Raw genomic sequence first — 21,269 nt, forward strand, 5'->3', positions numbered from 1 at the left:
GATTGGAGTAACCGTGGAAGTAAAAGAGCTTGTGCCGTTGGCCCCCGATGCTTTCAAAGCTGAAATGAAGAAGCGAGGCTGGGAGCCTGATCTACTGGCCGTTCGCTGGGGCATGACCAAGCGCCGTGTGAATCAAATCATCGCGGACGCTGATCGCCCAAGGTACTACGACGATGCTGTGATGGCTCTTCCGGCGATATTACGATAGGGAAATATACTTCTTGCATGGTCGGGAAATATATTTCATAATCCCCCTATCAAGACGAATCACCGAGGAAACAGAAAATGGCCAGCCGCAACGAGCAGTTCCTGTCGGTCATCGATGGCAAGGCCAAGGCCTTGATTCTGGAGGCAATCGCCACTCACTACGGGATCACTCCCCAGGAGGCCTACGCCGAGGTGACCGACGCCAAGGCTGAGCACCTGCTTGATTACATGGTAGAGCCCCAGCGCTCCGCTGCGTCTGTTTTGATGCAGCGCCACGGAATGGCATAAGAGGAAAACGAAATGGCCAATTTTGCAGCGGTAAACAAAGCAATCAAAAATGCTTACCCGACTTTGGACATTCAGGCGGTACGTGGCAAAGGCTACGTGTATTTCGATGGCGACGACGGCTTTGACAAATTCAAATCGATTTACTCGCATCCAACTAGCACTACGACAGACACAATGATTCGCCTTTGCTTGAATGAGATAAGTCGAGTGATTGAAGACGAAAAAACGACAGCGCGAAGCTGACCTGCCTACCTACATATACGGCTGGGAATAGGAAAACGCCACCATGGCAGCAGATGAGGTTCCGCCGTAACCAGCCGTCCGATCTGGGGAAGTGATTGCCGCCGAAGGTCAGTGGAATGAGGCTGCACTGCGGCGCGTTCGCCAGCAGGAGGGCGCCAGCATTGGAGAGCCTGGCCAGCGACTGGGGATGGCATAAGACCGATACCGGCTGGGTTTGTACTTACTGTGCTTGCCATCAACAACCAGGCAACTGTTAAAGAAGGAAATTATGGCCACAGAACGGATCGTCGCTAAACAACCATACGTAATTGGTGGCGACTATGCGACAACAGTGCTTTCAGAAGATCACCAAGGGCCGGTTTCGATGAGAGTCCGAGGTCGCGAAGGTGATCATATGATTGAGGCTACGTTCCCAACTTTGCATCAGGCGACCATAGCTGCGAGCTATGCCATTTCCCCAGACGGTGGCTATAGCGATGTTGTTTTGATAGATGGCACTGGGCAGCAAGTAACGCACGCCGACTGGCAAGATTGGGCTCTATAGCCCGAGAGAAAGGAAAACTGGCCATGGCCATTAAAGCTGAATTGACGTACCGATTCGCCAAGAGCGGCAACCTTGTCCGAGCGGTTTCCCCCACCAATTACGGTGGGCGCGGCAACTGGCGTGTGGTTCGGATCGACTCTGGCAAAGAAATGATTGTTCCTGGCCGGGCTTTGATTGACCCGAACCATCCAGACTGGTCGTAGATAGGAAAACAGCGCATGGCATTCATGTACCACGTTGCCAGTTCTGAACATCGGGAAAGCATTGCGGCGAATGGTCTGCTTGCGTCTCTTGATAGTACCGGCTTTGGGGCTGTGTTCTTGGCGGATGCGTTGCCGAAGGACTGCTCAGGGTTTGATATTTGGGTGGTCGATGTTGATGGGCTTGCTCTTGAAGATGATCACACAGGGGAGCCTGAACATGGCTCTTGGTGGATGCACTTCGGTGACATTAAGCCTGAGCGGCTGACGATTCATGCTCCTGATTTGAGCCCAAAATTTTCTCCTTCGATGTTCTAGGAAACCAGTCATGCCGGCCTCGTAACAATAGAATTTCTTGACCCAGCTAACGCCTTACACTAAAGTAAGGAATGTCAGTTTTTACTGCTCGGAGAGGGATATGGCTACGGCAACGCTTACGTCGAAAGGGCAGGTCACGATTCCTGTTCAAGTCAGGACTTCCCTAGGCCTTGACGCTGGGGATCGCATTGAGTTTGTGGAGCTGGAAAAAGGGAAGTACGCCATCATGGCTGCTACCCATTCGGTAAAAGACCTGAAGGGCATGATCCGCAACCCGGCTATTCCGGTGAGCATTGAGGATATGAATGCTGCAATCGCGGCGCACGGAGCTGCGGCACGATGATTGGGCTGGATACCAACGTGTTGGTTCGATATGTGTCACAAGATGACCCAGTTCAGTCGCCGAAAGCGACTGACTTGATCGAATCGTTAACAGATGGAGAGCCAGGCTTCATCGCCATGGTTTCGGTCGTGGAGCTGGTGTGGGTGCTTCAGAGCTGCTACCAGGCAACGAAAAGCGAGATCGTGGACATGCTTGAAACGCTACTAAGAACCAAAGAGTTGGTGGTCGAGCGTGCCGAGGTTGTGTGGCAGGCGCTACGCCGGTTTTCTGACTCGAAAGCTGATTTCGCAGACTGCTTGATTGAGCGGTGCGCGCATGCAGCTGAGTGTGAATATACCATTACGTTTGACAGTAAGGCAGCGAAAACAGCCGGCATGCGTCATATCCGTTAACGTATGGCCTAGGCAAGCACGTTCTCCGCGTTGGGCTGAGCCTACTGTTTGGCTGCAAGGTGAAATCAGCCGAAAATCACCTCGGCGCTAGCAGCCAGCGGGATTAGAGGAAAGCATATGAGAGCCACTGCGACATTACGCAAGAAGGTCTATTGGCTATTCGCCCTGGCCGTCATGCTTTATCTACCAATTCTAGGTGAGGACGCCTTGACCTACCGGAGCGTAGTCACAGGGAATTTTGTCTGCTGTGGATTCGTTTCTGAGAGTTGGATTGAACGCCCTGTGACCTACGCGCTTGTGGATCAGTGGACAAGCCCAGCATGGAAAGAGAACGCCACTAAAACTGAGCGCTGGCTGACCTCAGACGGTATAGTCAACGGTCAAACAAAGTTTTGGAGGCTGTTGGAGCGTGAGTCTATGACCAATGTGCCGAATTAAGGGAAAACTGGAATGACCTACCCAGCTGAAACATAAACTGCTGCTGCGTTTCAATCAAGGCCAGGGCAATGCAGATCTGCTTGCAGAAGCCATCATCGACCTCATTGCTGTAGCGCGAAACGATCAAAACGCTTTCAGCGCTGCCAGTTTGGAGCTTGATCGACGGCTTAGCCTTGATACACCAGTGACATGGGTTAAAAGATTTTAAGCAGTGCATCGAACCAAATGCCGTTCGCTTAATCGTTACTGACGCTGGGGCGGTGCACTTGTATCTGTGAGTGAGCGCCCAGAGCCTCATGCGGTTTTATGACGCGGCACCCATCAGGTATTTTGTCGGCAAAACGCGCAAGGGGATGAAATATACCAATAGAATCTATTGACAGGCTCGGTGTATGTGGCATGATTAATCAAGGCCACCCATAGCCTGTCGTTCTCGCCGATTTCCGGTATGGTGAATATGGGCATTACTTACTCTCTTTGCTTTGACTCTTGCAAGCATCGGAAACGAGAACACTGAAACACAGATGTGCGCTTGCTTCCGAGATCAACGCAATGAGCAATTTGACCGCAAAAAACCGCGCCTCCAATCTGAAGCGCGCCATTCAAGACATCCTAGGTACACCGATCAAATTATCTCAGGCTTACGAGATACTGGCAAGGGAGGAGGGGTATCAGAACTGGGACACTGCCAGTGCCCTCCTCTTGAAAGAGCAGCCCCCAACAAATAACGAACAAAGTACATATGCCACCCTGGCTCGTGATGGCGGGAACCATACCATAGGCGCTGGCCATCGTAGTGACACCAATAAAACAACAGTGCTTGGCGATCCACTACCTGGCCTCATCAGCTTTTCAGTGAATCACGAGACTGATCGACCTCACCAGGTAAGGCGCTTTCTGAGTGAGTTGGGTGGTGACACCAGTAGGCTGAGGATTGCGTGCGTTAACCCATCTGAGCCTGATAGATGGTTTTCGAACGACTCAAAATACGTTGATTTATCGCCGAGTAATTTGGGAGCCAATTCGTCTTCCATCGACATTATGGGCGTCATCGGTAGAAGATTAATAGATGTTGCGATATTTGATGAGCTAAAGTCTGAGCAAATGATAGCGGCGGCACGTGGACTTTTTGCTACGGGCTATATCGTCATAGTCATGATAAAGCTAAAAGATGCTGAATTTGGCCTGGTCTATTCAAATGAATATAACATGGGGGACGGCGATGACCTTCTCTTTATTAATAAAGCCAATTCAAAAAGAAATTCAGTTATCGGACGATATGGCAAAATTAACGATCCGTTAAATACTTGCACGTCTAAACAAATTTGCTTAATTGTGTCATCCTTGTTGCCCCCGGTAGATTTGTGGTCATCTCGCTCTTGCCTGTTGCTTGAGGCGGTTCTTGATGTGCTTTGTTATTTAAGGGACACGAGTTCATTTCTTTGTGATGCTAAATCAGTAATGAAACACTTGTCTCTGGATGAAGTCGTAAATATTTCACATCTAGAAGCAGCCCCTGAGCACATAAAAGATAAATTGTGTAAATATTTAAATGAGCTCCCTTATTTTAACCATAATGATATTAAATCCTTGGCGCTGGATCAGCGATGCTATCAGCATCACGGTTATTTGACTATGTCTTTGAAAACCATTTTGTCGAGTCCGGGTATTGAAATAATTATGGCGATAAAAATGCTCAGGATGATGAACAAAAAAGCACTTTGATTGAAATTCTCCCCGCCCTAAAGCGCGGGGAATCCCCCCCTGGACGCTCATGCCCGAGCGCGAGAGTACACCATAGCGCAACCTGTTTCACTAGAGAGAGCGGAGCCTCAGGACGGTACGTTGATCCCGGTGTTTTTTGATGCCTCTATATTGACATTTCTCACAAAACCGCTATAATTGTACGGAATATTAAGAAATTCTCGTCATTTGACGAAGTGACATTGACTTGGAGGTCAATCAGCATGGCTATCAACGCAACCAAGCAGAAAAAGAATGCAGAGTCTCACCTTAACTTCATGGGTGGCGACAGCTTCGCTATTTCACCACTGCGCCGTCTGGAAACGATGGCGGCTTCCTGCTTTTTCGGCGAGCCGATGTACTACGCCGATCAAGGTTCGCGTAAAAAAAGCGCAGCAGGACGAGACACGTCTGATGTGCTTCGCCTAAGTGGGCGTGAGCGCAAGATGCTCGTGGATGCGCTTGACCTGGATGACCCGGTTTATGCTGAATGGCGTGGGCTGAATCCTGTTGCCCGCATGGAAAAAGCCATCGACAGCGCTCTGGATCACGATTTTGAGGAGACTCTCAAGCTCGCCGCACGTCTTCGTAACGAGTGGTTCATCCGCACAACGCCACAAGTGATCGTGGTTCGGGCTGCCAACCACCACAAGGCTAAAGGAAACGAAAACTTCCGCGCCTTGGCGCGTGAAGTCATCAAGCGGATGGACGAACCTGCTACTCAGCTGGCTTATCAGCTTGCATCCTTTGGCCGCAAGGTGCCGACGCGCCTCAAGCGACTGTGGGCTGATGCGCTGGAAGGTGCATCCGAGTACGAACTGAGCAAGTACCGCCTTGAAAGCCGCCAGGTAAAAACTGTCGACGTCGTGAATCTGTGTCACGCGAATTCACCTGCCATCAACAAACTGATGAAAGGCGAGCTCAAGCTTGGCGATGAAATCAAGACCTGGGAATCCATTGCGTCTTCAGGTGGTGGTTTCGATAAGGCCTTCGAAGCTATGGGCCACATGGCGTTGCTGCGAAATTTGCGCAATCTGTGCGAGAAATCCTCGGTAAAGCAAACTGACATGGGTAGAAAGCTCCTTGAGACCCGCAAAGGCGCCAAGCAGCTTCCGTTCCGCTACTGGTCGGCCTATAACGCTCTGAAAGAAGCGGGTTGTGCGAAGATGTCCCTGTTGGGCGACGTTGAGCGCTGCATGGATGAGGCGCTTGATGAGTTACCATCGTTCAAGGGTCGCGTGATTTCGTTGTGCGACAATTCGGGATCTGCGCAGAACTCTTTCACATCCGAATTTGGCTCTGTACGTATCAACGACATCGCGAATCTGACGGGCATCATGACCGCTCTGAAGGCCGATCAGGGCGAGGTTGGCGTGTTCGGTGATAGGCTCGACATCATTCCAGTGAAGCCGAACGAGTCAATCTTTGCCGTCAAAGAAAAGATGGACAAATCAGCCAGAGACATTGGAACTGGCACAGAGCACGGAATCTGGCTGTTTTGGGACAAGGCCATCCGTAAAAGCATCCACTACGATGCCATCTTCGTGTATTCGGACATGCAAGCGGGTCATGGCGGCTTGTACGGGACGGGAGGTTACAACGACTTCCTATGGGACAGCCGCCACATCAACGTACCAAAGCTCGTTGCTGCTTATCGAGCAAAGGTTAACAAGGATGTAAAAGTGTTCCTGGTTCAGGTGGCAGGGTATGAAGATACCTTGATGCCTGAGCAGTATAAGAACACCTACATCCTGGGTGGCTGGTCGGATGCCATTATCCGGTATGCTCACGAATTGATGTAACCCAAAGGCCCCGTGAGGGGCCTCTTGTTTGCAGGAGACGAGTTAATGGGCATGTGGATTGAAATCAGATGTGAGCGTCGCGTCGAGGAAGCATCGTATGGATTGCAGGGCGGTGGACGCTGCCTGTCCCATGACAACGTTGGGCCCATGGGTGAAGCTCATGATACGCGCGCTGATGTGAGCGAATTGATTCAGGAGCTTGAGGGGCAGGCGCGAAACGATGGCTGGGTTAAAACGCGAAAAGGATGGGTCTGCCCACGCTGTTACAGCCGCGCAGAAAAAATGATCGATGACACCGCCAGAAAAAGTGAAAATGACTGACCTCAAGGCATTGGTGCTCGACGTATTTCATAAGGTCAAGCGAGGTGACCGCGAGAGCTGGCATCCGCAATGGCTGTCTGCATTAGCAGACCATGGCGCTGATGCGGTGGACGCTGCTTGCAAGTCAGTCGACCCCAAGCGCTCTGTGTTCGACCACAGTGTCCAGCCAGATGAGCTTGGGCTCTTTGGATTGCCTTTGCTTATTAATCGCTTCCGATTCTGCTCTACGGCGTATGGCCACGAAGTCCATGACCCCGAATCGGTCATTTCAGAAGAAGATCTGGAGGCGTGCCGAAACGCTTACGATGACGCCTTGTTGTACGAGGAAGCCGTGGTGGTGGATAAGCAAACGGGGCAGGGCGGAATCCTGGTCATTCAGCGTTTGGAATCATATGTGACGCCTTCCGGCCATGAAGCTCAAAAGCTGTTGGGTGACCGATTCGGGGCCCAAGCCATGTGCTTGGCTAATCCGGCCAATACCTGCCTTGCAGAAGGTCAGCGGGTGGCGGAATCGGTAGACCTGGTTGTATTCATAGAGGGCTTTGCGCGGCTAAGCGAGGTCGCATCAATCGCTGAAGCTGCGGCAGAGCTAAGTGAAAGGTGGACTCGGCGGGGGCAATCGACTCTTAAGCACAACGTGCTTGCTGATCATCGGCCCAGTCCATGAATCCGTAATCTGAATTTAAAACAAAAAGGCAAATAAACATGACATTAGAGCAACTACATAAGTATACAGGTGAACTGTTAGAGGCAGGGATCAATCCGAATGCTGTTGTCTGCATTCCGGATGGTGATGATGGCGAGCTGTATGAGCTCGTTGATCTTGACCTGGTCAACGGGCCCTTCCGAGAGGATCCATCTCCCAAAATGCCCGCGCCATTGCATCAGAGGGGGCAGGTCGTGCGCTTAAAATCCATAGACTTTGATTCTTCTCTAATTGACGCGGAAGGTCAGACCGTCACTGACATGCCAATTGATGCACCAGAGAAGCAGTGGCCAAACGGGTGGGGAAAGTAACATGCTCGGAAAATTGGTGAATGTTGCAAATTCGATCCAGGCAGGTGTGTCTGATGCCTCAAGCGCGGCGAAGAAACAGGCGGAAAACTTAAACCAAACAATCAAGTCATCAGCGCAAGCCATTGAAAATAAACTGATTGACACAAAAAATGATGTAGTCGATTTCTCAGCAAGCGTGGCAGAGGCAGGATCCAAATCAATCAAGACCATGATTGGAATTGCCAGCCTCATTTCTGAGGTTGGGCTCATTATTGGTTCCATTACGGCGCCAGTGCCTACCCTGATTGGGGTATGTCTTTTGTGGCTGATCAAGTTCCAGGTCGAGGAATCTATCGACTCATTTGACCACTCTATGCGTGATAGGCGCCAAGATCGCAAGGCAAAGAAAGTCGCTGCCATCCTTAAACAGTATGGCCAAATACCAGAGAATGCAGTGATTCGAACGGATTTGTTTTCGATGAGCATCAACGTTCGAACCGGTGTTATTACTGGAATGATTATGGCCGGGGCGCTCAAGGGGCGCAGCCTTGATACGCTAACAGTGAATGAGTTACGCGGGCTAATTGGCGAATGCCAGGATGAGGAATCGTCTAATCTTCTAGAGGCATACTTGGCGATCAGGAGTTAGGGGATCACATTTAATCCATAAATGTCTATTGACGAACGCATGATAGATAGCTATGATCATAAATGTTGGGAAGCGAGGAAAGCGGTTACTTCAATTTGATGAAACCAACACCGCGCCATTATTCTCCTGACATTAAAAGCCCGAAAGGGCTTTTTTCATTCTAAAGAAATTTTCTTCGACTCTGGCCTAACAGGCCAATAAGGCTGCCTGTTAAGGCCAGCTGAGTGAGTGGCGATATGATCAGAAAAGTGGTTACCAAAAACAAAATAAGGATTCCAGTGAGCTTGCGATCAGAAGCCAAGCGGGGATCTGGCCGTAGTTTCTGGCAATACTTTATTGACACCCCCATTCGTTCAGTTTCAAAAATCATCCCTTTTCCGATTGAGCGGCAGGTTCATAGCTTAGTCGTGTTGGGAGATGGATGGGTTCAGGAGCATGTAGATCATCTTCCCGATTTCAACAAAACAGCCTATTGCATCCCAATTCACCTGCCCAGAGGCGCCACCTTCCATCAGTATGATCAAGTCCGCCTGCTAGAGGAGGGCTCATGCTACTCCTTCAATCATAATGAGATGCACGGGGTAAGCGTACCGGAAGGCTGCAAGACTTATTCCGCATTTCTGATAGTGGATATCTCCAGGATTGATGCAACTGCTGCTTTTCCTAACGAAGAGTATTGACATCTGTGAGCGGCATGGTTAATATAGAAAGTGTTGGGAAGCGAGGAACTCGGTTACTTCTCTTTGAAATGAAAAACACACCGCGTCCATTATTCTCCCTACACCAAAAAGCCCTTACGGGCTTTTTTCATTTCGACGGTGAAATTTCATGAAAATACTTGCGCTGTACCATGGAAGCCCAAAGCGAGAAGGCAGGCCATCATTTGGGGCGAGCGGAAACGTAACGCCGGTCATCACTGATGGCGCCCCATTCTTCGTCACCAGCAACCTGGCGTATGCCAAGAAATTTGCGCGCGGCGGGCTAATCACCCTGCTCCATGTGACCCTGAAGAAAACCTATGACCTACATGACTCGGATCGCCTTGAAATGCTTCTTGATTTGTTCAACAGGGATACCATGATCCTCGCAGGACGAGGGAAATGGGATGAGGATGTCGATGGCGAAATCCAGGATAGCGCATACTTCTTGCTGGAATCACATGCGGTGACGCGCTACCTCAAGCGACATGGGTACGACAGTGTGCTCATTCCAGAAGACAACGAGCTTAACGTCAAATCCTATGCGCTACTGGATCCTGATTTGATCGAACTGACATCTGTGCTCAATCTGGCAGAATGCGACGAACCTGGGATGCGGAGATGAGCGTTAATTCGATCCTCTAGAGACTCAATCCTTCGCTCAAAAAATGCTTTTTAAGTTGAGGCGAAATTTCAACACCAAGCAAGCTCAACTCTTTTAGATCAATATTCAAGATCGAACATGCTCCAACGCTTGCAAGAAGACCCTCTTCCTTCAAAAAATGAATAGCCTCGCCTCGATTAATCTGATCATGAGCAATCATTTTTGGATTCAGCTCTTTTTCTGGCCTTCTTGATATCAGAGCGTGTAGCTTATAAAATCCACCGATCATAACTATCTCTTTATTGCAACAGGCTTTTGCAGAATCTAGGATGTCATCAATGTGTACAATGGCTAAGCGTATGCGATTATCAAATACATACTTGTACACATCAGGGTTAGCTAGGCAGATAATCAGCTCCTTTAAAATCCTTTGTGAAACAATGTTAGAAACTATCTGCTCAGGCGTATAGGAAAAACCAGCCTCTTCGATAATTTTAGCAATTATCTGCGAGTACTCAAATCCAGAAAAATATGCGTTATTTATGTCCGCACAGGTATTAGCAAGGAGAGGAAGTCTTTCGTGAAGCTTGTCTGAAAAGTTTCGTGCTGGATTTAATATATCCTCAATTGTGTAGTCATTGGGCTTTAAGCTAGATGGCTGCATCATTGCCACCTGACCAACCACGAAACGCCATAGTTCAGAAATATCTTTCTGGTTATGAATAAAGGACTCAGCTATTGCGTTAAAAGCCGGGCGAATCATTTTCTTCGTTGTATCAAGATTTCCATTGCTAAGAAGCGCGCATCGCCCCGCCTCTATTAGCCAATATTTAATTAGTAGCTCTTTTTCGCTTGATGCTCTTTTGATAGGAAGAGGCAAGCCTTGCTCAATAATTTCTGAAATCTTGTTTCTGACAGCCTTTGGCTCATCATTTAATAACAATGGGTTAGCCAGATCTGCAAGACTAGTTTTCCAGAACCTGCTATTGGAAATCGACAGTAGGTAATCCTTGTTACTCAAGTTTAGAAAGTGACACTGCCAGATTCTTCCGAGTGTAAGATAAGGTTCCGCTGGACTCGTTCTTTCAATGGTCATCTCGTGGGTAAACGAGTTGATTATTCCATACCCAGCTTCTTTGACAGCTGTTTGTTGGCTCGTAATAAGCAAAGACTGGCCGAGTACGCCAATGCCAATCATAGTACTTGTGTCGGTTTGACTATAGTTCATGATTATATTTCCAAATTAATTACTCATTGTATCAGGGCAAAATAAATCAAGTCGAGCATCAGGATGAATCCCTTTTCTCATCACCGAAAGGAAGTGAGGCATGCTTCTACCAAGATAGCTTGACATGACTAGGAAGACGAGTATACTAGATTCACCAGGAAGCGAGACGTGCGGTTACTTCAGGTTTAGAAAACACCGCTGTCAATTTTCTCCTGGTACTCTTTCAGAAGGCCACCCTGGTGGCCTTTTTTGTACCCAAAGGATTGTCATGGAACTGCCAGGATTCAGCGTCTTTAACCCACGCGCATTGCATTCCATCAAGCAGGTCAATGGGCTAATTGGCTTTTCGCACTGGATGGTGGATTTCGACATTCCGCCCGCGCTTGAGGCAAGGCAAGGAAAAGCTTTCAGAAGGTCATTGGCAAAGTACATCGGGTTTTGGATCGGCTGCTGGATTGCCCTTTTGGTGTCAACGGCGTATCTGGTTAGCCAGCCCACATTCCGCATCCCCGAAACTGCGATCCTTCTTCCGTTATGGATTCTATTAGGCGTTAATTCAAATTCAGCCTTTCGGAACGTTAAGTCACTCAAGCTAAATCAAGTATTTGGCTATTTACTTAAGGGACAGATGTCAGAGGTAAGAAACATTGAGACGCAAGAGGGTATTCACCTGATCTGCGCGCTTGCTTCTGAGGTGCAAAGTAACAGATTGAGCCGCGTAGCCGTCAATTCTTCCTGGCTTTGTCTGAAAGGCGGTGAGCTTGGCTTGCTTGAGCTGGAAACCCTAAGCACGCCATCAACGACTTCCACGAGCTATGAATTTATCTCACTCGCGCAGCAACTCCAAAGAATTGATAGTGATACAGAGTATTCACCAAAGGTTACGCACGAAGATCTCGCCGCAAAAATCGGTCATCAACATTGGCATAGACTTCCCCAATCAGTGCTCATGCATGAGAAGTTCGTAATTGAGCTTGTCACCTATTGGCCGCTGTTAATTGAATATGTCGATGATTGTCCTGAATATCTTAAACGGCATTGGTTGAAGAAAAATTTTCTGGAGTCTGATGATAAGTGTTATCCGCACTGTACGAGCAGTGAAATGATGATGCTTGAGTTCTTAACGAACGTGCCTATTGGACATCATGTCCCGTCCGTTATTGCACTTGACATGGCACGCTACGCTTTGGATTCGAAGAATCAAGTTTGGATCAACGCAGTTTACCACTGGCTTGAAGACAAATTGCTTCCAAAGTCTTCATGCCTAAATCCAGACATTGGCGCAATGCTTGAGCTTTGTGCGGGAAGCAAGCCAATCGCAGTGGGTGGATCAGACATAAAATGGGCCATTGAGGATTTCTACGAAAAGATTATCGAACTGATCATTCAATTTAAGGGGGTTGATACTGTTGCTTTGACACTTTCGTCAAATGAGTCAAAACAAGGCTTTATGAGGATTTTTGGACTTGAGAAAGCTATAGCAGCATTTCCTTTGGATAGGGCTTTGTTCATCAAGCATGATCTTGGTGTTTGATCAAGATTTTAGCGCCGCATACTACGTTTCATGCGCAGCATGATGAGTGGGAGTATTCATAGCGCCGCACCAATGCACGGCGCCCTATCATCATTTTGCCCTTAGGACTGGAGCTGTCAGACGTATCACGTTATCGCTCTGCGGCTCCGTAGCGAAGGTGATCCTCAAGCTCCTATCAACGAACATACCATCCTGATCGACAGCTCTAATGGTCACCGCTGTGTTCTGGTTGCCTCTAGTTCTATAAACAAGCCTCATTCCATCAATGGATATCATGCCGTGCGCAGGTTGCTTTATGAGGTGCAATTGGTGTGAATCGTCCCGGTTTGGGTCTAGCACCCTCAGAGTCGTTGATCCACCACGACCCGCCTGCATAACTATTTCACCTGGCAGGATGCTGGTTGGCGCTCGATTGTAGCGAGAAACGATTACTACCCCTTTACCTTCTATCGATAGACCAGCTTCGTCTGTCGCGACATACGAGAAGTTGTCTTCCCCATAGTATTCAGCCTCTGGAGTGTACACGAACTTATCATCGACAACCTCTAGAACCCCATGTCGCGGTTGATTTTTGATGGTTATACGATGGCTATCCCACTTATTAAGGTCATTCACAACTGCTGGCGCCGGGTCACTTACCATTCCCTCATTTGTATGGATGATCACACCCGTAAAAGTGGGAGCGTAGTTGAATTTATCAACAGTCACGTGAGCTACACCATCAGCAAACATCCCTGATTCATCAGATACCCTGAATCCGAACGTGTCTTCTCCCACATAACCGACAGCAGGCGTGTAGACGAACCCATCGCGGGTTGATTCAACGGATCCGTATGAAGGCTGATATCGAGCTGAATAGGTCTTTACTCCCCATGCCTCTGGGTGGCTTTCAGATGGCGCGATGTGAGCACTCGATGACTCGTCAACATTGAATACTAGGGCGGTTTCGGCAGGCGGGTGAATGACATCGATGTAAGAGGAGCCATGCTCCAGAATGAGCTTTTTCCCGGCAGTGTCAAAAATACTGGCTACCCATTGAATGGAGTGCTTTCCGGTTTTTTTAAACACACCCTCTAGAACCAGCGGCTCTTTGCTTTTTTCCCTCAAATCAACAGGCAATTCAGTAAACTCAATCAAGCAAATTGGGGTTGAATCAGTTGTCATTGCGACGGCTTGATCACCTGTTATCGAGCATGCAGGGCCCGTAAGCTGCTCCATGGTAATGTGCTGAGCTTCTACTGCCCGAAGCGCAGATGTACCCATAAGCGAGTGCTTGAATGAAGCTGAGCCTTCAGCAGGTTGCACATCAATTTCGTGCTCCCCGCTATCCAGCAAAACCTTATCGGATCCCATGTTGTAAATGGAAATGGAGTAGCCGATCTTCTGCTTACCCGCATCAAGAGGTCGGCCAGTGAGTCTAGTCATGGGGTGATCGTAGCCCTGAGTCATCGCTTGAGCCACCAATCCCCTTGGAATTTGTGTCCATTCAAACAGACAAACAGGAGACATAATCGGATCTGCTTGCCTGGCAATTGAAACGGACGTTGTTAATTGACAAAAGTTGTTGATGGCTGGTTTGACCTCAGCTTTGGCCAATGTCATCGCTTGGACGGGGTTTTCATCGCCAATCTCCATGGTGATGCCGGGTAGCCAGGTGACGACATTGGCATATACGACTGGAGAGTTGGGGGCAGATGTCGAGATGATCAGTCCGTTACTTCCTTCTGCGCCACGATTAAGAGGGATAACCGGAACAGCAATCTTTCCATTTGTACTTGTGAAATTCAGCTGCCCAAGCATAACTGTTTGGCCAGGATTGACGTTAATGCCTGCGACCTTCAGCGGGGACACTGCATCTGATCGTAATGTGGCCATGACATCATAGATCCCAGATACAGGTGTACCGTCTGCGAGACGTAGCTGCTCGCTGTTGATGACGCGAGAACCATCATTGCGATTGAACTCGGAAGATACAGCAGGAATGCTCACTATGCCTGCGGGGTGGCCGATGATTCCAGCCATTGAAGGCGTATAGCGAAATGATACTGATCCAACCCCTACGTTTTTTTGCGCGTCTTGTGCTGTCACGCTAAGAACATAGCTTTCTCCAGCGGCCAGAGAGGGGAACAGTATAGGGTACTCTAGGCCGTAAGTCGTCGAGCTTATCTTCCGATACGATAGCGCAATGGACTCTTTTGCTGGCCCGCCCGTAAGCGTAACGGACGTTATGACAGGGGATGGATCTTTATTGTCGCTCACTGTGAAGCTGAGTTTATCAAGGGTGTCAATTGAGTCGCTTTGGCCCCTTCTAACCGTGACAACAGGGTTTGTGCGGTCACTCTGGAAATTGAATAGCGCGACCTTGCTGACTGCACCAAGTTTTTCACTGGCAGCAGCGATCAAGCTGTAGCTTCCTTCTGGTAATGTTTTGAGGTCGAACTCATATTCAAAGTTCTCTCCAGAGGCCGCTGTTAGCTTTTTTGAGACACTTAGTTGCTTGCCGCTGCTGTCCTCAAGCCATGCTGTGTTGTGGCCTAGCATGTTCTGAAAGGCCCCTTGCTGAGGCTGTCTGATTTTCAGGTGCAGCAACATTGCGCTTGGATCGTATGTATGACTTATGATTGGCAAGTATTGATTATTCCACCATACGTCAGCCCATTGGCCAGAGGCGCTTAAGGCTCCGTCAGCACTTTTCAGCACGCCTTGATCGTGAAGGTAGCCAGACGTACCTTTTGCAAGATCTCGTATGGCGGAAATTTCGCACTGGGTCAGTCCTGCTGGAATGGTGCAGGAACCGAGATGAGTGGCTATCTGATTGAAAGGCCTTGGCTCGACCGTGTACCTGACTTTTGAGATTCTTACGGGTAGCTCCTGCGGTGCTACAACTCTTCCAGAGTAATTCATCCACCCCTTATCACTGAAATAGTATTCAATTTTACTGATAACAGGCGTCCTAGGAGCGGAAGGATCCAACTTTAGATCGTATTTAATTGTGCCTTGAGAACCCCATTCTCCAAAATTGTAGAACCTAATGTAGTTTACGTCTTCTGCTCGATATGGCAACGAACCAACCAGGTACACATAAGAAGCGTCAGTGCCGACCACAGTATTCTCGCCGAAACTATTTACAAATCTAAGCCCGCCAAGTCGAAAATCATGCCAGTTACTCCTTGGGATTCGCCAGGCAAGCCGAATAGGGTTTGTCTTAACATATGAACCCGGCACATAAGGGACAAACCCTCTTAAACCTGGCGCCAATTCAGTTGTAACGGATGGATCATAAACACCAAAAGGTTCAGAGGGGGCGTTACCTATATTGTCAAACATCACCTTTTGGCGGGCTGTGGATGTGCTGTTGCCCGCCTTGTCCGTAACTGAAAATTCAACGTCAAAAGCCTCGTCAAGGTCGGAGTCAGGAAAGAAACCTGTACGGTATTGAATGGAAGCGTTTCGATCAACCTCAGAAAAAAGCACATTGTGTGCTTTATATAGTTCCCCAGATGATCTATAAACCTTAGCGGTTACAGATTTAATGCCCGAAGTATCACTGAAACCATTAAGCGTAAAACTTGAGTATGTTGGTGAATCAAGGGCAGCAACTCCCAGCTTCCATACATTGCCTGTTAAAACAGGATTTCCCCACGTGTAAGGGCGAGGGGAAAAGCTTCCAGCCAGAGGGGCAATTGTATCAATTACAAGCTGATTCTCATCATGCTGAACAAGCGCTCCAGTGCTTGAACGAATTTCAGTTCTCACAGTATATCTGCCGTCAGCGAGCTTAGGGCTTACAAATTCTTCCGCATAGTAACTATTACCATTGAAGGTTATGACATCAGATGCCCCAAGCAATTTAGAGCTTTCTTTTCTGAAAACGGGTACGGATTCCCCAATTTTTGTAATTGCAATAGCAAGCTTGCGGTCTATACCGCCGCTGACCATAAACGAAATTTCAGATGATGGATTTATGAATGCGGTCGTTGGCAATGCATCATTTTTCACACCCGTTGTTGTTGTGTAATTGTATTTAACAAGATCCGCGAAAGCATAATCTGATGAGAGAACACCAAGCGCAAGAGATCCGAGCATCAAAAGCGAGAGCCTGCGCGCTGGCGGCAATCTATCTTTTCGAAATGAAATCATGATACCCACCTTGAAAGCTTTTGAAATCGACCAGCGACACCAAGAACTTGAATATTTTCTTTAATACATGGTTTCATATTGGCTAATTAATGTCCAGTCGACATTAGCTCGCAACGACCACACATCATGATACGGCGGGAACCCCTAGGGTTAAATGCTTGCATCATGTAGGAAATAATGTGACTATATTGACAGAACCACGTCAATATATAGGCACTTTATGCGCTCTAAATTACTACTTGCACTCGCCATTAGCTTTCCACTGACACTCACCTCGTATGCCAATGCGGCGATCACTGTTGATCAGAAAGCCGAAATCATGGCTGATGTTATCAACGCAGTCACCCCGAAGACGCAGGACAATGTCACTGTGCTCGGGGCAAGACATGAACAAAACACGGTCATCATTGATGGCGTAGTAAACATCAAGCAGCTTGAAAACGTTACGGATGTGGAGTTTCAGAAAATCACCCCGATCCTGAATAAGGCATTTGGCTATGGGGTGTGCAGCGAGACCAGTCAAAAGCAATTCATTGATGAAGGTGGCATTATCGAATACAGCCTGAAGGAAGCGGCTTCAGGTCGAGTACTGAGCTTTAAAGTCGAAAGCTGTGCAGGTTAAGCGATGAATCAGGCCAGAGCGCTTGCCCTGGTCTTCATCCACACAATGTGAGCAACCTTCGCAAAGCCAGAGGTGAAGCAGACCATCTGCAAGGCAACCATTGGCCAATTCTCATCACCAATGAGCAGCGGAAGGTACACCACATTGCCAAGCATCGATAATCCCAGGTATGCGAACAGCGATATGCTTCCGAGCGCCTGAGTGCTGATCGTAAAATAACCAACCATAAAGCACACCATGGCCAGCATACCCAGGAACAGTGGCATCATTTTGTCTGCCGAGGCCGCAATAACATCAGGCAAGCCAAGCACCATGACAATGAGTGCAGAGATCATGGCAACGCCTACAAGGGTCTTGAAATTGAGCCCCATGCGACCGCCTGTATACAATGAAACCAGACCTGAAGATGCGATTACAATCCAGAAACCGTTCAGCACATGCGTGACAAGTGTTCCAGCCAACATGGTCGGGAAGCACAGAGCAATTCCACCCAACAGATTCAGCCACAAGAATAGGGCCGGACGCCTTTGCGCATAGCCTAGCATTGCTACGATGAATGAGAGGCTGATGGCCACAGTGCCTGCATAACCAATTGCATTAAAGATGGCATGAATGACCATTGCATCGCTCCTTTCAATTAACGCATAATTAAATTAATAAAAACCGTGTTAAGCAGGATTTCACATGAAAAACTTCATCAGGCGTATGTCCATTGGCTTTCGGAAAGACCGAGAAGAGCTATCCTTGACAATAAGTGTTTATCTTAACATGGTTTTGATCGCCATGCGAGGATTTCTAAAAAACGCCGTCATGATTGGCATCATAGGATCCATTGTTTACTGGCTGGGTTACCTGACCATGAGCCTTTCACCCAACAGTATGCTCACGAGCCCGATCTGGATGGTATACACAGAAGACTACAGGAACCTTGCTGCACAATTATCACTTGGGACGGTGCTTGCTGGCGCCTTTCTCTATGCATTTAGAATATACGAGATTGGCCTATTTGTAGAAAAAAGGTACATCGAAGAAGATATTCTTTTCAGTGATGAGCAGGTAAAGACCTATTCAGACATCCTTGATCAAGAGGAGGGTGATCAAAAGCAAGAGGTTTAAATCATCCATACCAAATATGCATGAAGTGTCAATAGATGTTGGTCTTGTATTTCAGCCCTGATGTGTGAAAATTAATAAAACAACAAGGGCTGTACACATGAAATCATCTATTTCCACAATTTTGCAAAGACCAGAAGCGCAAGTCAGTGAAAAATTAAATTCCATCCTGAATGTATTTTCCGAGCAGGCTTTGACTGATTTAATTCGACAGCGAATGATGGAAGAGGGCTCTTCATTATTTATTGAAGGCGCAACAAATCTTGCTGAGATTTTTGTCGGCATGATTGCAGACTTAAGGCGAACCTCGCCCGTTTCCAATGATGTTATCACCCACATCAACAGCCTTGACTACCTTGCAAAGATTAAGTCAGAGACAAGTGATGAAGGCCTGTCACGTAAAATTGACCAGTATCTAAAATCATTGCCAGGAGCCCCAGAGGTAAGCGTGGCGGCGAAAAAACATCATGGCCTTGTTTCCATGTATCTGAACCATGCGATGCGTCAGCTTATGGTTGATCTAGAGGATGCCAGGGCACACGAGAAGCATGTCAGACCTGCCAAAGAGGGGGACGTGGTAGCTGAAGGCCCTGGATTCGATGTCGTGGTCGACAAGGCTGGAAATCATGTCCGATACCCCGATGGCAATACTTCAGTCATCGTTATGCATGACGTAAGAGAAGGGCACTTTCTGATGGTAGAGCGATACAATCCGATAAAGGGAGTTTACGTGCTCGAATTTCCTCGGATTAAGAGCTCAAGCTTGCACACGCGAGATAGCGCACTGAATTCTGAATTGAGAGACCTGACGGGGCTTCCATTTAGAAATCTGGAGAGGATTGGTCAGGTGTATCCAGAATCCCACATCCTCGAAGGTGCTTGTGAGATCTATTACGGTAACTTCGATCTAGAGGAAAACCATCAGCAGATGAGTAAGCAGGTGCGCTCGCTCAAGCGAATCACAGAAGACGGGCTTTACCTTGCTGCGTATGAGGCGCGCGTCGAATGCGGCGTAACCCTTGCGGCCATGTCTGTGTGGCATGCCTTCGAGAATGTGAGGAAAAAAAGGGTTAACAACAGCAAGCGCGTGCGAAACAAGGTGGAAGACGAAGACGAGGATTGATACGCGATAATTGACGGGGTTATCATGGATAAAGAGGAAAGAATCCATGAAGCCAAACCCCGTCCCATCAAATGGATATCAAAAAGCCTTTGAGCTGCTCGAAGCCGCCCGCGTCCTTGCGGGCGACCTTCTGTTTGGCGTGAAAGATGTCGCGGAGGTTGCATCATGCTGCCGGGAGAAGGGGATTAATAAGGCGAATATTGCCATCTACATCCTGGAGCAGGCTGGCGCTCTTCCAGCTATCTCGACGAATTTCAATTCAGATCTCCAGATGCGGGGTGCCGCAAGCGTAAGCGCCCTTTTAGCCAATCGTTACTTCCAGCGATCTATCGCGGGCTATGTTTTTTCGCTTTTTGATAACAAAAATAGCGCCTGGCTTTCATCCTTTGCCAATCTTCTGGCAGAAAATCACCCTTCAAGCTTCCTATACCTGTTGCGCTATACCCCGGAACCATATGAATTGGCAGCGAAACCAGAGATTCTGGCGCTACTGAAATCGCTATGGATCGACGGGGTCGACGGTAAAGGCCGCCAAGCAGTAGCCATGAAAGCCAATGAGCTTAAGAGACTCCCTGAGGTGTTCAGGATTACGGGCTGGAGTGAGTGCCTCCCTGGAATGAAACAAGGCGCCAACAGACGAGCATTGCTTGCCATAGATATGAGCATTTAACGAGAATAGAGACATGAAAAATTACGACATCATTGGCGATATCCATGGGCACGCAGACCGGGCCAAGCACCTGTTGAAAAAACTAGGCTACCGGGAGAAGGGTGGCGCATTCAAGCACCCAAGCCGACACGTCCTTTTCCTGGGTGACCTTATCGACCGAGGGCCTGATCAGATTGCGACCGTAGACATGGTGCGCAGAATGGTTGATGCAGGATCTGCCGAGGTCGTGATGGGCAATCACGAATACAATGCTGTCGCTTACGCTATCGAAGACCCAGAGCATGAAGGTCAGTACTTGCGTAAACACACCAAGACCAATCGTCACCAGCATGCTGCATTTCTTGACCAGGTGGGTGAGGGCAGCCCCCTGCATAGAGAGTTCATCAGCTGGTTTAAGACACTTCCCCTAGCCTTTGAAAATGAAAGCATTCGAGCCATACATGCTTGCTGGCATTCAGAATATCTGGACAGCATTGCTGATCTGCTTAATGACAATCGCAGCTTGAAGGATCACGCATGGGTTGAAATGAGTCGCAAGGGCACGCAGGCCCATGCCGCGCTTGAGACATTGCTCAAAGGACTCGAAATAGATCTTCCTAACGGCGTTTTCTACCACGACAAGGATGGCACCAAGCGCACCCGAACACGCACTCGCTGGTGGGATGCTGAGGCAAGCACATACCGACAGCTCGGCCTAGTTGCGCCTGCCATTCGAGAGCAGCTACCCGAGCATCGTGTTGATGAACACCTTATCTTGAAATATGACAATGCCAAGCCTGTGTTCATTGGTCATTACTGGTTTAGCGGGACGCCATCCAGGCTCAGTGATCAGATTGCCTGCCTCGATTACAGCATTGGAAAAGGATGCCCTACTGGGAAGCTATGCGCTTATCGCTGGGATGGGGAGGATACTCTTGATGACGGAAAGTTCGTATGGGTAGATGGTGTGGCTCCCCACAAAAGACCACATGAGGAGCCAGGCCTTGGCTGAGCAAAGGGCTTCGGCCCTTTGCGTCGCCGCTTGCAAACGAGCCTGAGTTGACCTGGCAATGC

At 48.5% G+C, this 21,269-nt stretch carries 24 protein-coding genes; 21 read left to right on the top strand and 3 right to left on the bottom strand.

The genetic code is table 11. The annotated features are described in order from the left end of the window. Positions 1–13 precede the first annotated feature (13 nt). From P5704_028245 to P5704_028315, 15 genes are all read left to right on the top strand, one after another. Positions 14–208, top strand: coding sequence for a hypothetical protein (locus tag P5704_028245; protein WOF81748.1), 195 nt, complete (start codon positions 14–16; stop codon positions 206–208). A 77-nt stretch (positions 209–285) separates the two neighbouring features. Then, on the top strand, positions 286–495 hold the full coding sequence (locus P5704_028250; protein ID WOF81749.1) for a hypothetical protein: 210 nt from the start codon (positions 286–288) through the stop codon (positions 493–495). 12 nt (positions 496–507) lie between these two features. Continuing rightward, positions 508–738 (top strand): hypothetical protein, encoded by a 231-nt coding sequence (locus tag P5704_028255; protein ID WOF81750.1) that lies wholly within the window; start codon positions 508–510, stop codon positions 736–738. 567 nt (positions 739–1,305) lie between these two features. Next, positions 1,306–1,485 carry a hypothetical protein gene (locus P5704_028260; GenBank protein ID WOF81751.1) on the top strand — a complete coding sequence of 60 codons (180 nt, stop codon included), beginning with the start codon at positions 1,306–1,308 and terminating at the stop codon, positions 1,483–1,485. A gap of 15 nt (positions 1,486–1,500) precedes the next feature. Further along, positions 1,501–1,800 (top strand): hypothetical protein, encoded by a 300-nt coding sequence (locus P5704_028265; GenBank protein WOF81752.1) that lies wholly within the window; start codon positions 1,501–1,503, stop codon positions 1,798–1,800. Positions 1,801–1,900: 100 nt separating this feature from the next. Beyond that, positions 1,901–2,143: a type II toxin-antitoxin system PrlF family antitoxin gene (locus P5704_028270; GenBank protein ID WOF81753.1), complete on the top strand. Its 243-nt coding sequence runs from the start codon at positions 1,901–1,903 to the stop codon at positions 2,141–2,143. Beyond that, entirely contained in the window at positions 2,140–2,535 is a 396-nt protein-coding gene (locus tag P5704_028275) for a type II toxin-antitoxin system VapC family toxin (protein WOF81754.1), read from the top strand. Before P5704_028270 ends, P5704_028275 begins: the two co-directional genes overlap by 4 nt. Before the next feature lie 990 nt (positions 2,536–3,525). Next, positions 3,526–4,698 (top strand): hypothetical protein, encoded by a 1,173-nt coding sequence (locus tag P5704_028280; protein WOF81755.1) that lies wholly within the window; start codon positions 3,526–3,528, stop codon positions 4,696–4,698. A 242-nt stretch (positions 4,699–4,940) separates the two neighbouring features. Continuing rightward, complete coding sequence (locus P5704_028285; protein WOF81756.1) at positions 4,941–6,518, top strand: hypothetical protein; 1,578 nt, start codon at positions 4,941–4,943, stop codon at positions 6,516–6,518. A gap of 45 nt (positions 6,519–6,563) precedes the next feature. Further along, entirely contained in the window at positions 6,564–6,839 is a 276-nt protein-coding gene (locus P5704_028290) for a hypothetical protein (GenBank protein ID WOF81757.1), read from the top strand. After that, positions 6,832–7,506, top strand: coding sequence for a hypothetical protein (locus tag P5704_028295; GenBank protein ID WOF81758.1), 675 nt, complete (start codon positions 6,832–6,834; stop codon positions 7,504–7,506). Before P5704_028290 ends, P5704_028295 begins: the two co-directional genes overlap by 8 nt. Before the next feature lie 38 nt (positions 7,507–7,544). Continuing rightward, a complete protein-coding gene (locus tag P5704_028300) occupies positions 7,545–7,856 on the top strand; it encodes a hypothetical protein (GenBank protein ID WOF81759.1) in 312 nt (103 codons plus the stop codon). Position 7,857: 1 nt separating this feature from the next. After that, on the top strand, positions 7,858–8,484 hold the full coding sequence (locus P5704_028305) for a hypothetical protein (protein WOF81760.1): 627 nt from the start codon (positions 7,858–7,860) through the stop codon (positions 8,482–8,484). A 236-nt stretch (positions 8,485–8,720) separates the two neighbouring features. Continuing rightward, complete coding sequence (locus P5704_028310) at positions 8,721–9,164, top strand: hypothetical protein (protein ID WOF81761.1); 444 nt, start codon at positions 8,721–8,723, stop codon at positions 9,162–9,164. Between the two features lie 148 nt (positions 9,165–9,312). Beyond that, positions 9,313–9,807 (top strand): hypothetical protein, encoded by a 495-nt coding sequence (locus P5704_028315; GenBank protein ID WOF81762.1) that lies wholly within the window; start codon positions 9,313–9,315, stop codon positions 9,805–9,807. 16 nt (positions 9,808–9,823) lie between these two features. Here P5704_028315 and P5704_028320 read toward each other — a convergent pair whose 3' ends face one another. Further along, the gene (locus P5704_028320) at positions 9,824–11,014 is read right to left on the bottom strand and encodes a hypothetical protein (GenBank protein ID WOF81763.1); all 1,191 of its coding nucleotides are present in this window, start codon (positions 11,012–11,014) and stop codon (positions 9,824–9,826) included. A gap of 268 nt (positions 11,015–11,282) precedes the next feature. On the opposite strand from P5704_028320, the gene P5704_028325 reads away from it, so the two are divergent. Next, positions 11,283–12,548 (top strand): hypothetical protein, encoded by a 1,266-nt coding sequence (locus tag P5704_028325; GenBank protein ID WOF81764.1) that lies wholly within the window; start codon positions 11,283–11,285, stop codon positions 12,546–12,548. A gap of 90 nt (positions 12,549–12,638) precedes the next feature. On the opposite strand, the gene P5704_028330 is transcribed toward P5704_028325, so the two are convergent. After that, positions 12,639–16,688, bottom strand: coding sequence for a DUF4165 domain-containing protein (locus tag P5704_028330; protein ID WOF81765.1), 4,050 nt, complete (start codon positions 16,686–16,688; stop codon positions 12,639–12,641). Between the two features lie 220 nt (positions 16,689–16,908). Here P5704_028330 and P5704_028335 point away from each other — a divergent pair, with 220 nt between their 5' ends. Beyond that, entirely contained in the window at positions 16,909–17,310 is a 402-nt protein-coding gene (locus P5704_028335) for a hypothetical protein (GenBank protein WOF81766.1), read from the top strand. An 8-nt stretch (positions 17,311–17,318) separates the two neighbouring features. Here P5704_028335 and P5704_028340 read toward each other — a convergent pair whose 3' ends face one another. Beyond that, complete coding sequence (locus P5704_028340; protein WOF81767.1) at positions 17,319–17,930, bottom strand: hypothetical protein; 612 nt, start codon at positions 17,928–17,930, stop codon at positions 17,319–17,321. Between the two features lie 64 nt (positions 17,931–17,994). Between P5704_028340 and P5704_028345 the strand changes: the two genes are divergently transcribed. The 4 genes from P5704_028345 to P5704_028360 all read left to right on the top strand — a co-directional run bounded on the left by P5704_028345 (position 17,995) and on the right by P5704_028360 (position 21,207). Then, positions 17,995–18,426, top strand: coding sequence for a hypothetical protein (locus tag P5704_028345; GenBank protein WOF81768.1), 432 nt, complete (start codon positions 17,995–17,997; stop codon positions 18,424–18,426). Positions 18,427–18,523: 97 nt separating this feature from the next. Next, positions 18,524–19,546: a hypothetical protein gene (locus tag P5704_028350; GenBank protein WOF81769.1), complete on the top strand. Its 1,023-nt coding sequence runs from the start codon at positions 18,524–18,526 to the stop codon at positions 19,544–19,546. Between the two features lie 46 nt (positions 19,547–19,592). Beyond that, the gene (locus tag P5704_028355) at positions 19,593–20,216 is read left to right on the top strand and encodes a hypothetical protein (protein WOF81770.1); all 624 of its coding nucleotides are present in this window, start codon (positions 19,593–19,595) and stop codon (positions 20,214–20,216) included. Between the two features lie 13 nt (positions 20,217–20,229). After that, positions 20,230–21,207: a metallophosphoesterase gene (locus tag P5704_028360; GenBank protein ID WOF81771.1), complete on the top strand. Its 978-nt coding sequence runs from the start codon at positions 20,230–20,232 to the stop codon at positions 21,205–21,207. The last annotated feature ends 62 nt before the right edge of the window (positions 21,208–21,269 follow it).

Source organism: Pseudomonas sp. FeN3W (assembly GCA_030263805.2).
Taxonomy (GTDB): domain Bacteria; phylum Pseudomonadota; class Gammaproteobacteria; order Pseudomonadales; family Pseudomonadaceae; genus Stutzerimonas; species Stutzerimonas stutzeri_G.

Coding starts and splice junctions, on each gene's coding strand:
- P5704_028250 (WOF81749.1), top strand. CDS start 286: ATGGCCAGCCGCAACGAGCAGTTCCTGTCGGTCATCGATGGCAAGGCC.
- P5704_028255 (WOF81750.1), top strand. CDS start 508: ATGGCCAATTTTGCAGCGGTAAACAAAGCAATCAAAAATGCTTACCCG.
- P5704_028260 (WOF81751.1), top strand. CDS start 1,306: ATGGCCATTAAAGCTGAATTGACGTACCGATTCGCCAAGAGCGGCAAC.
- P5704_028265 (WOF81752.1), top strand. CDS start 1,501: ATGGCATTCATGTACCACGTTGCCAGTTCTGAACATCGGGAAAGCATT.
- P5704_028270 (WOF81753.1), top strand. CDS start 1,901: ATGGCTACGGCAACGCTTACGTCGAAAGGGCAGGTCACGATTCCTGTT.
- P5704_028275 (WOF81754.1), top strand. CDS start 2,140: ATGATTGGGCTGGATACCAACGTGTTGGTTCGATATGTGTCACAAGAT.
- P5704_028280 (WOF81755.1), top strand. CDS start 3,526: ATGAGCAATTTGACCGCAAAAAACCGCGCCTCCAATCTGAAGCGCGCC.
- P5704_028285 (WOF81756.1), top strand. CDS start 4,941: ATGGCTATCAACGCAACCAAGCAGAAAAAGAATGCAGAGTCTCACCTT.
- P5704_028290 (WOF81757.1), top strand. CDS start 6,564: ATGGGCATGTGGATTGAAATCAGATGTGAGCGTCGCGTCGAGGAAGCA.
- P5704_028295 (WOF81758.1), top strand. CDS start 6,832: ATGACTGACCTCAAGGCATTGGTGCTCGACGTATTTCATAAGGTCAAG.
- P5704_028300 (WOF81759.1), top strand. CDS start 7,545: ATGACATTAGAGCAACTACATAAGTATACAGGTGAACTGTTAGAGGCA.
- P5704_028305 (WOF81760.1), top strand. CDS start 7,858: ATGCTCGGAAAATTGGTGAATGTTGCAAATTCGATCCAGGCAGGTGTG.
- P5704_028310 (WOF81761.1), top strand. CDS start 8,721: ATGATCAGAAAAGTGGTTACCAAAAACAAAATAAGGATTCCAGTGAGC.
- P5704_028315 (WOF81762.1), top strand. CDS start 9,313: ATGAAAATACTTGCGCTGTACCATGGAAGCCCAAAGCGAGAAGGCAGG.
- P5704_028320 (WOF81763.1), bottom strand. CDS start 11,014: ATGAACTATAGTCAAACCGACACAAGTACTATGATTGGCATTGGCGTA.
- P5704_028325 (WOF81764.1), top strand. CDS start 11,283: ATGGAACTGCCAGGATTCAGCGTCTTTAACCCACGCGCATTGCATTCC.
- P5704_028330 (WOF81765.1), bottom strand. CDS start 16,688: ATGATTTCATTTCGAAAAGATAGATTGCCGCCAGCGCGCAGGCTCTCG.
- P5704_028335 (WOF81766.1), top strand. CDS start 16,909: ATGCGCTCTAAATTACTACTTGCACTCGCCATTAGCTTTCCACTGACA.
- P5704_028340 (WOF81767.1), bottom strand. CDS start 17,930: ATGGTCATTCATGCCATCTTTAATGCAATTGGTTATGCAGGCACTGTG.
- P5704_028345 (WOF81768.1), top strand. CDS start 17,995: ATGAAAAACTTCATCAGGCGTATGTCCATTGGCTTTCGGAAAGACCGA.
- P5704_028350 (WOF81769.1), top strand. CDS start 18,524: ATGAAATCATCTATTTCCACAATTTTGCAAAGACCAGAAGCGCAAGTC.
- P5704_028355 (WOF81770.1), top strand. CDS start 19,593: ATGAAGCCAAACCCCGTCCCATCAAATGGATATCAAAAAGCCTTTGAG.
- P5704_028360 (WOF81771.1), top strand. CDS start 20,230: ATGAAAAATTACGACATCATTGGCGATATCCATGGGCACGCAGACCGG.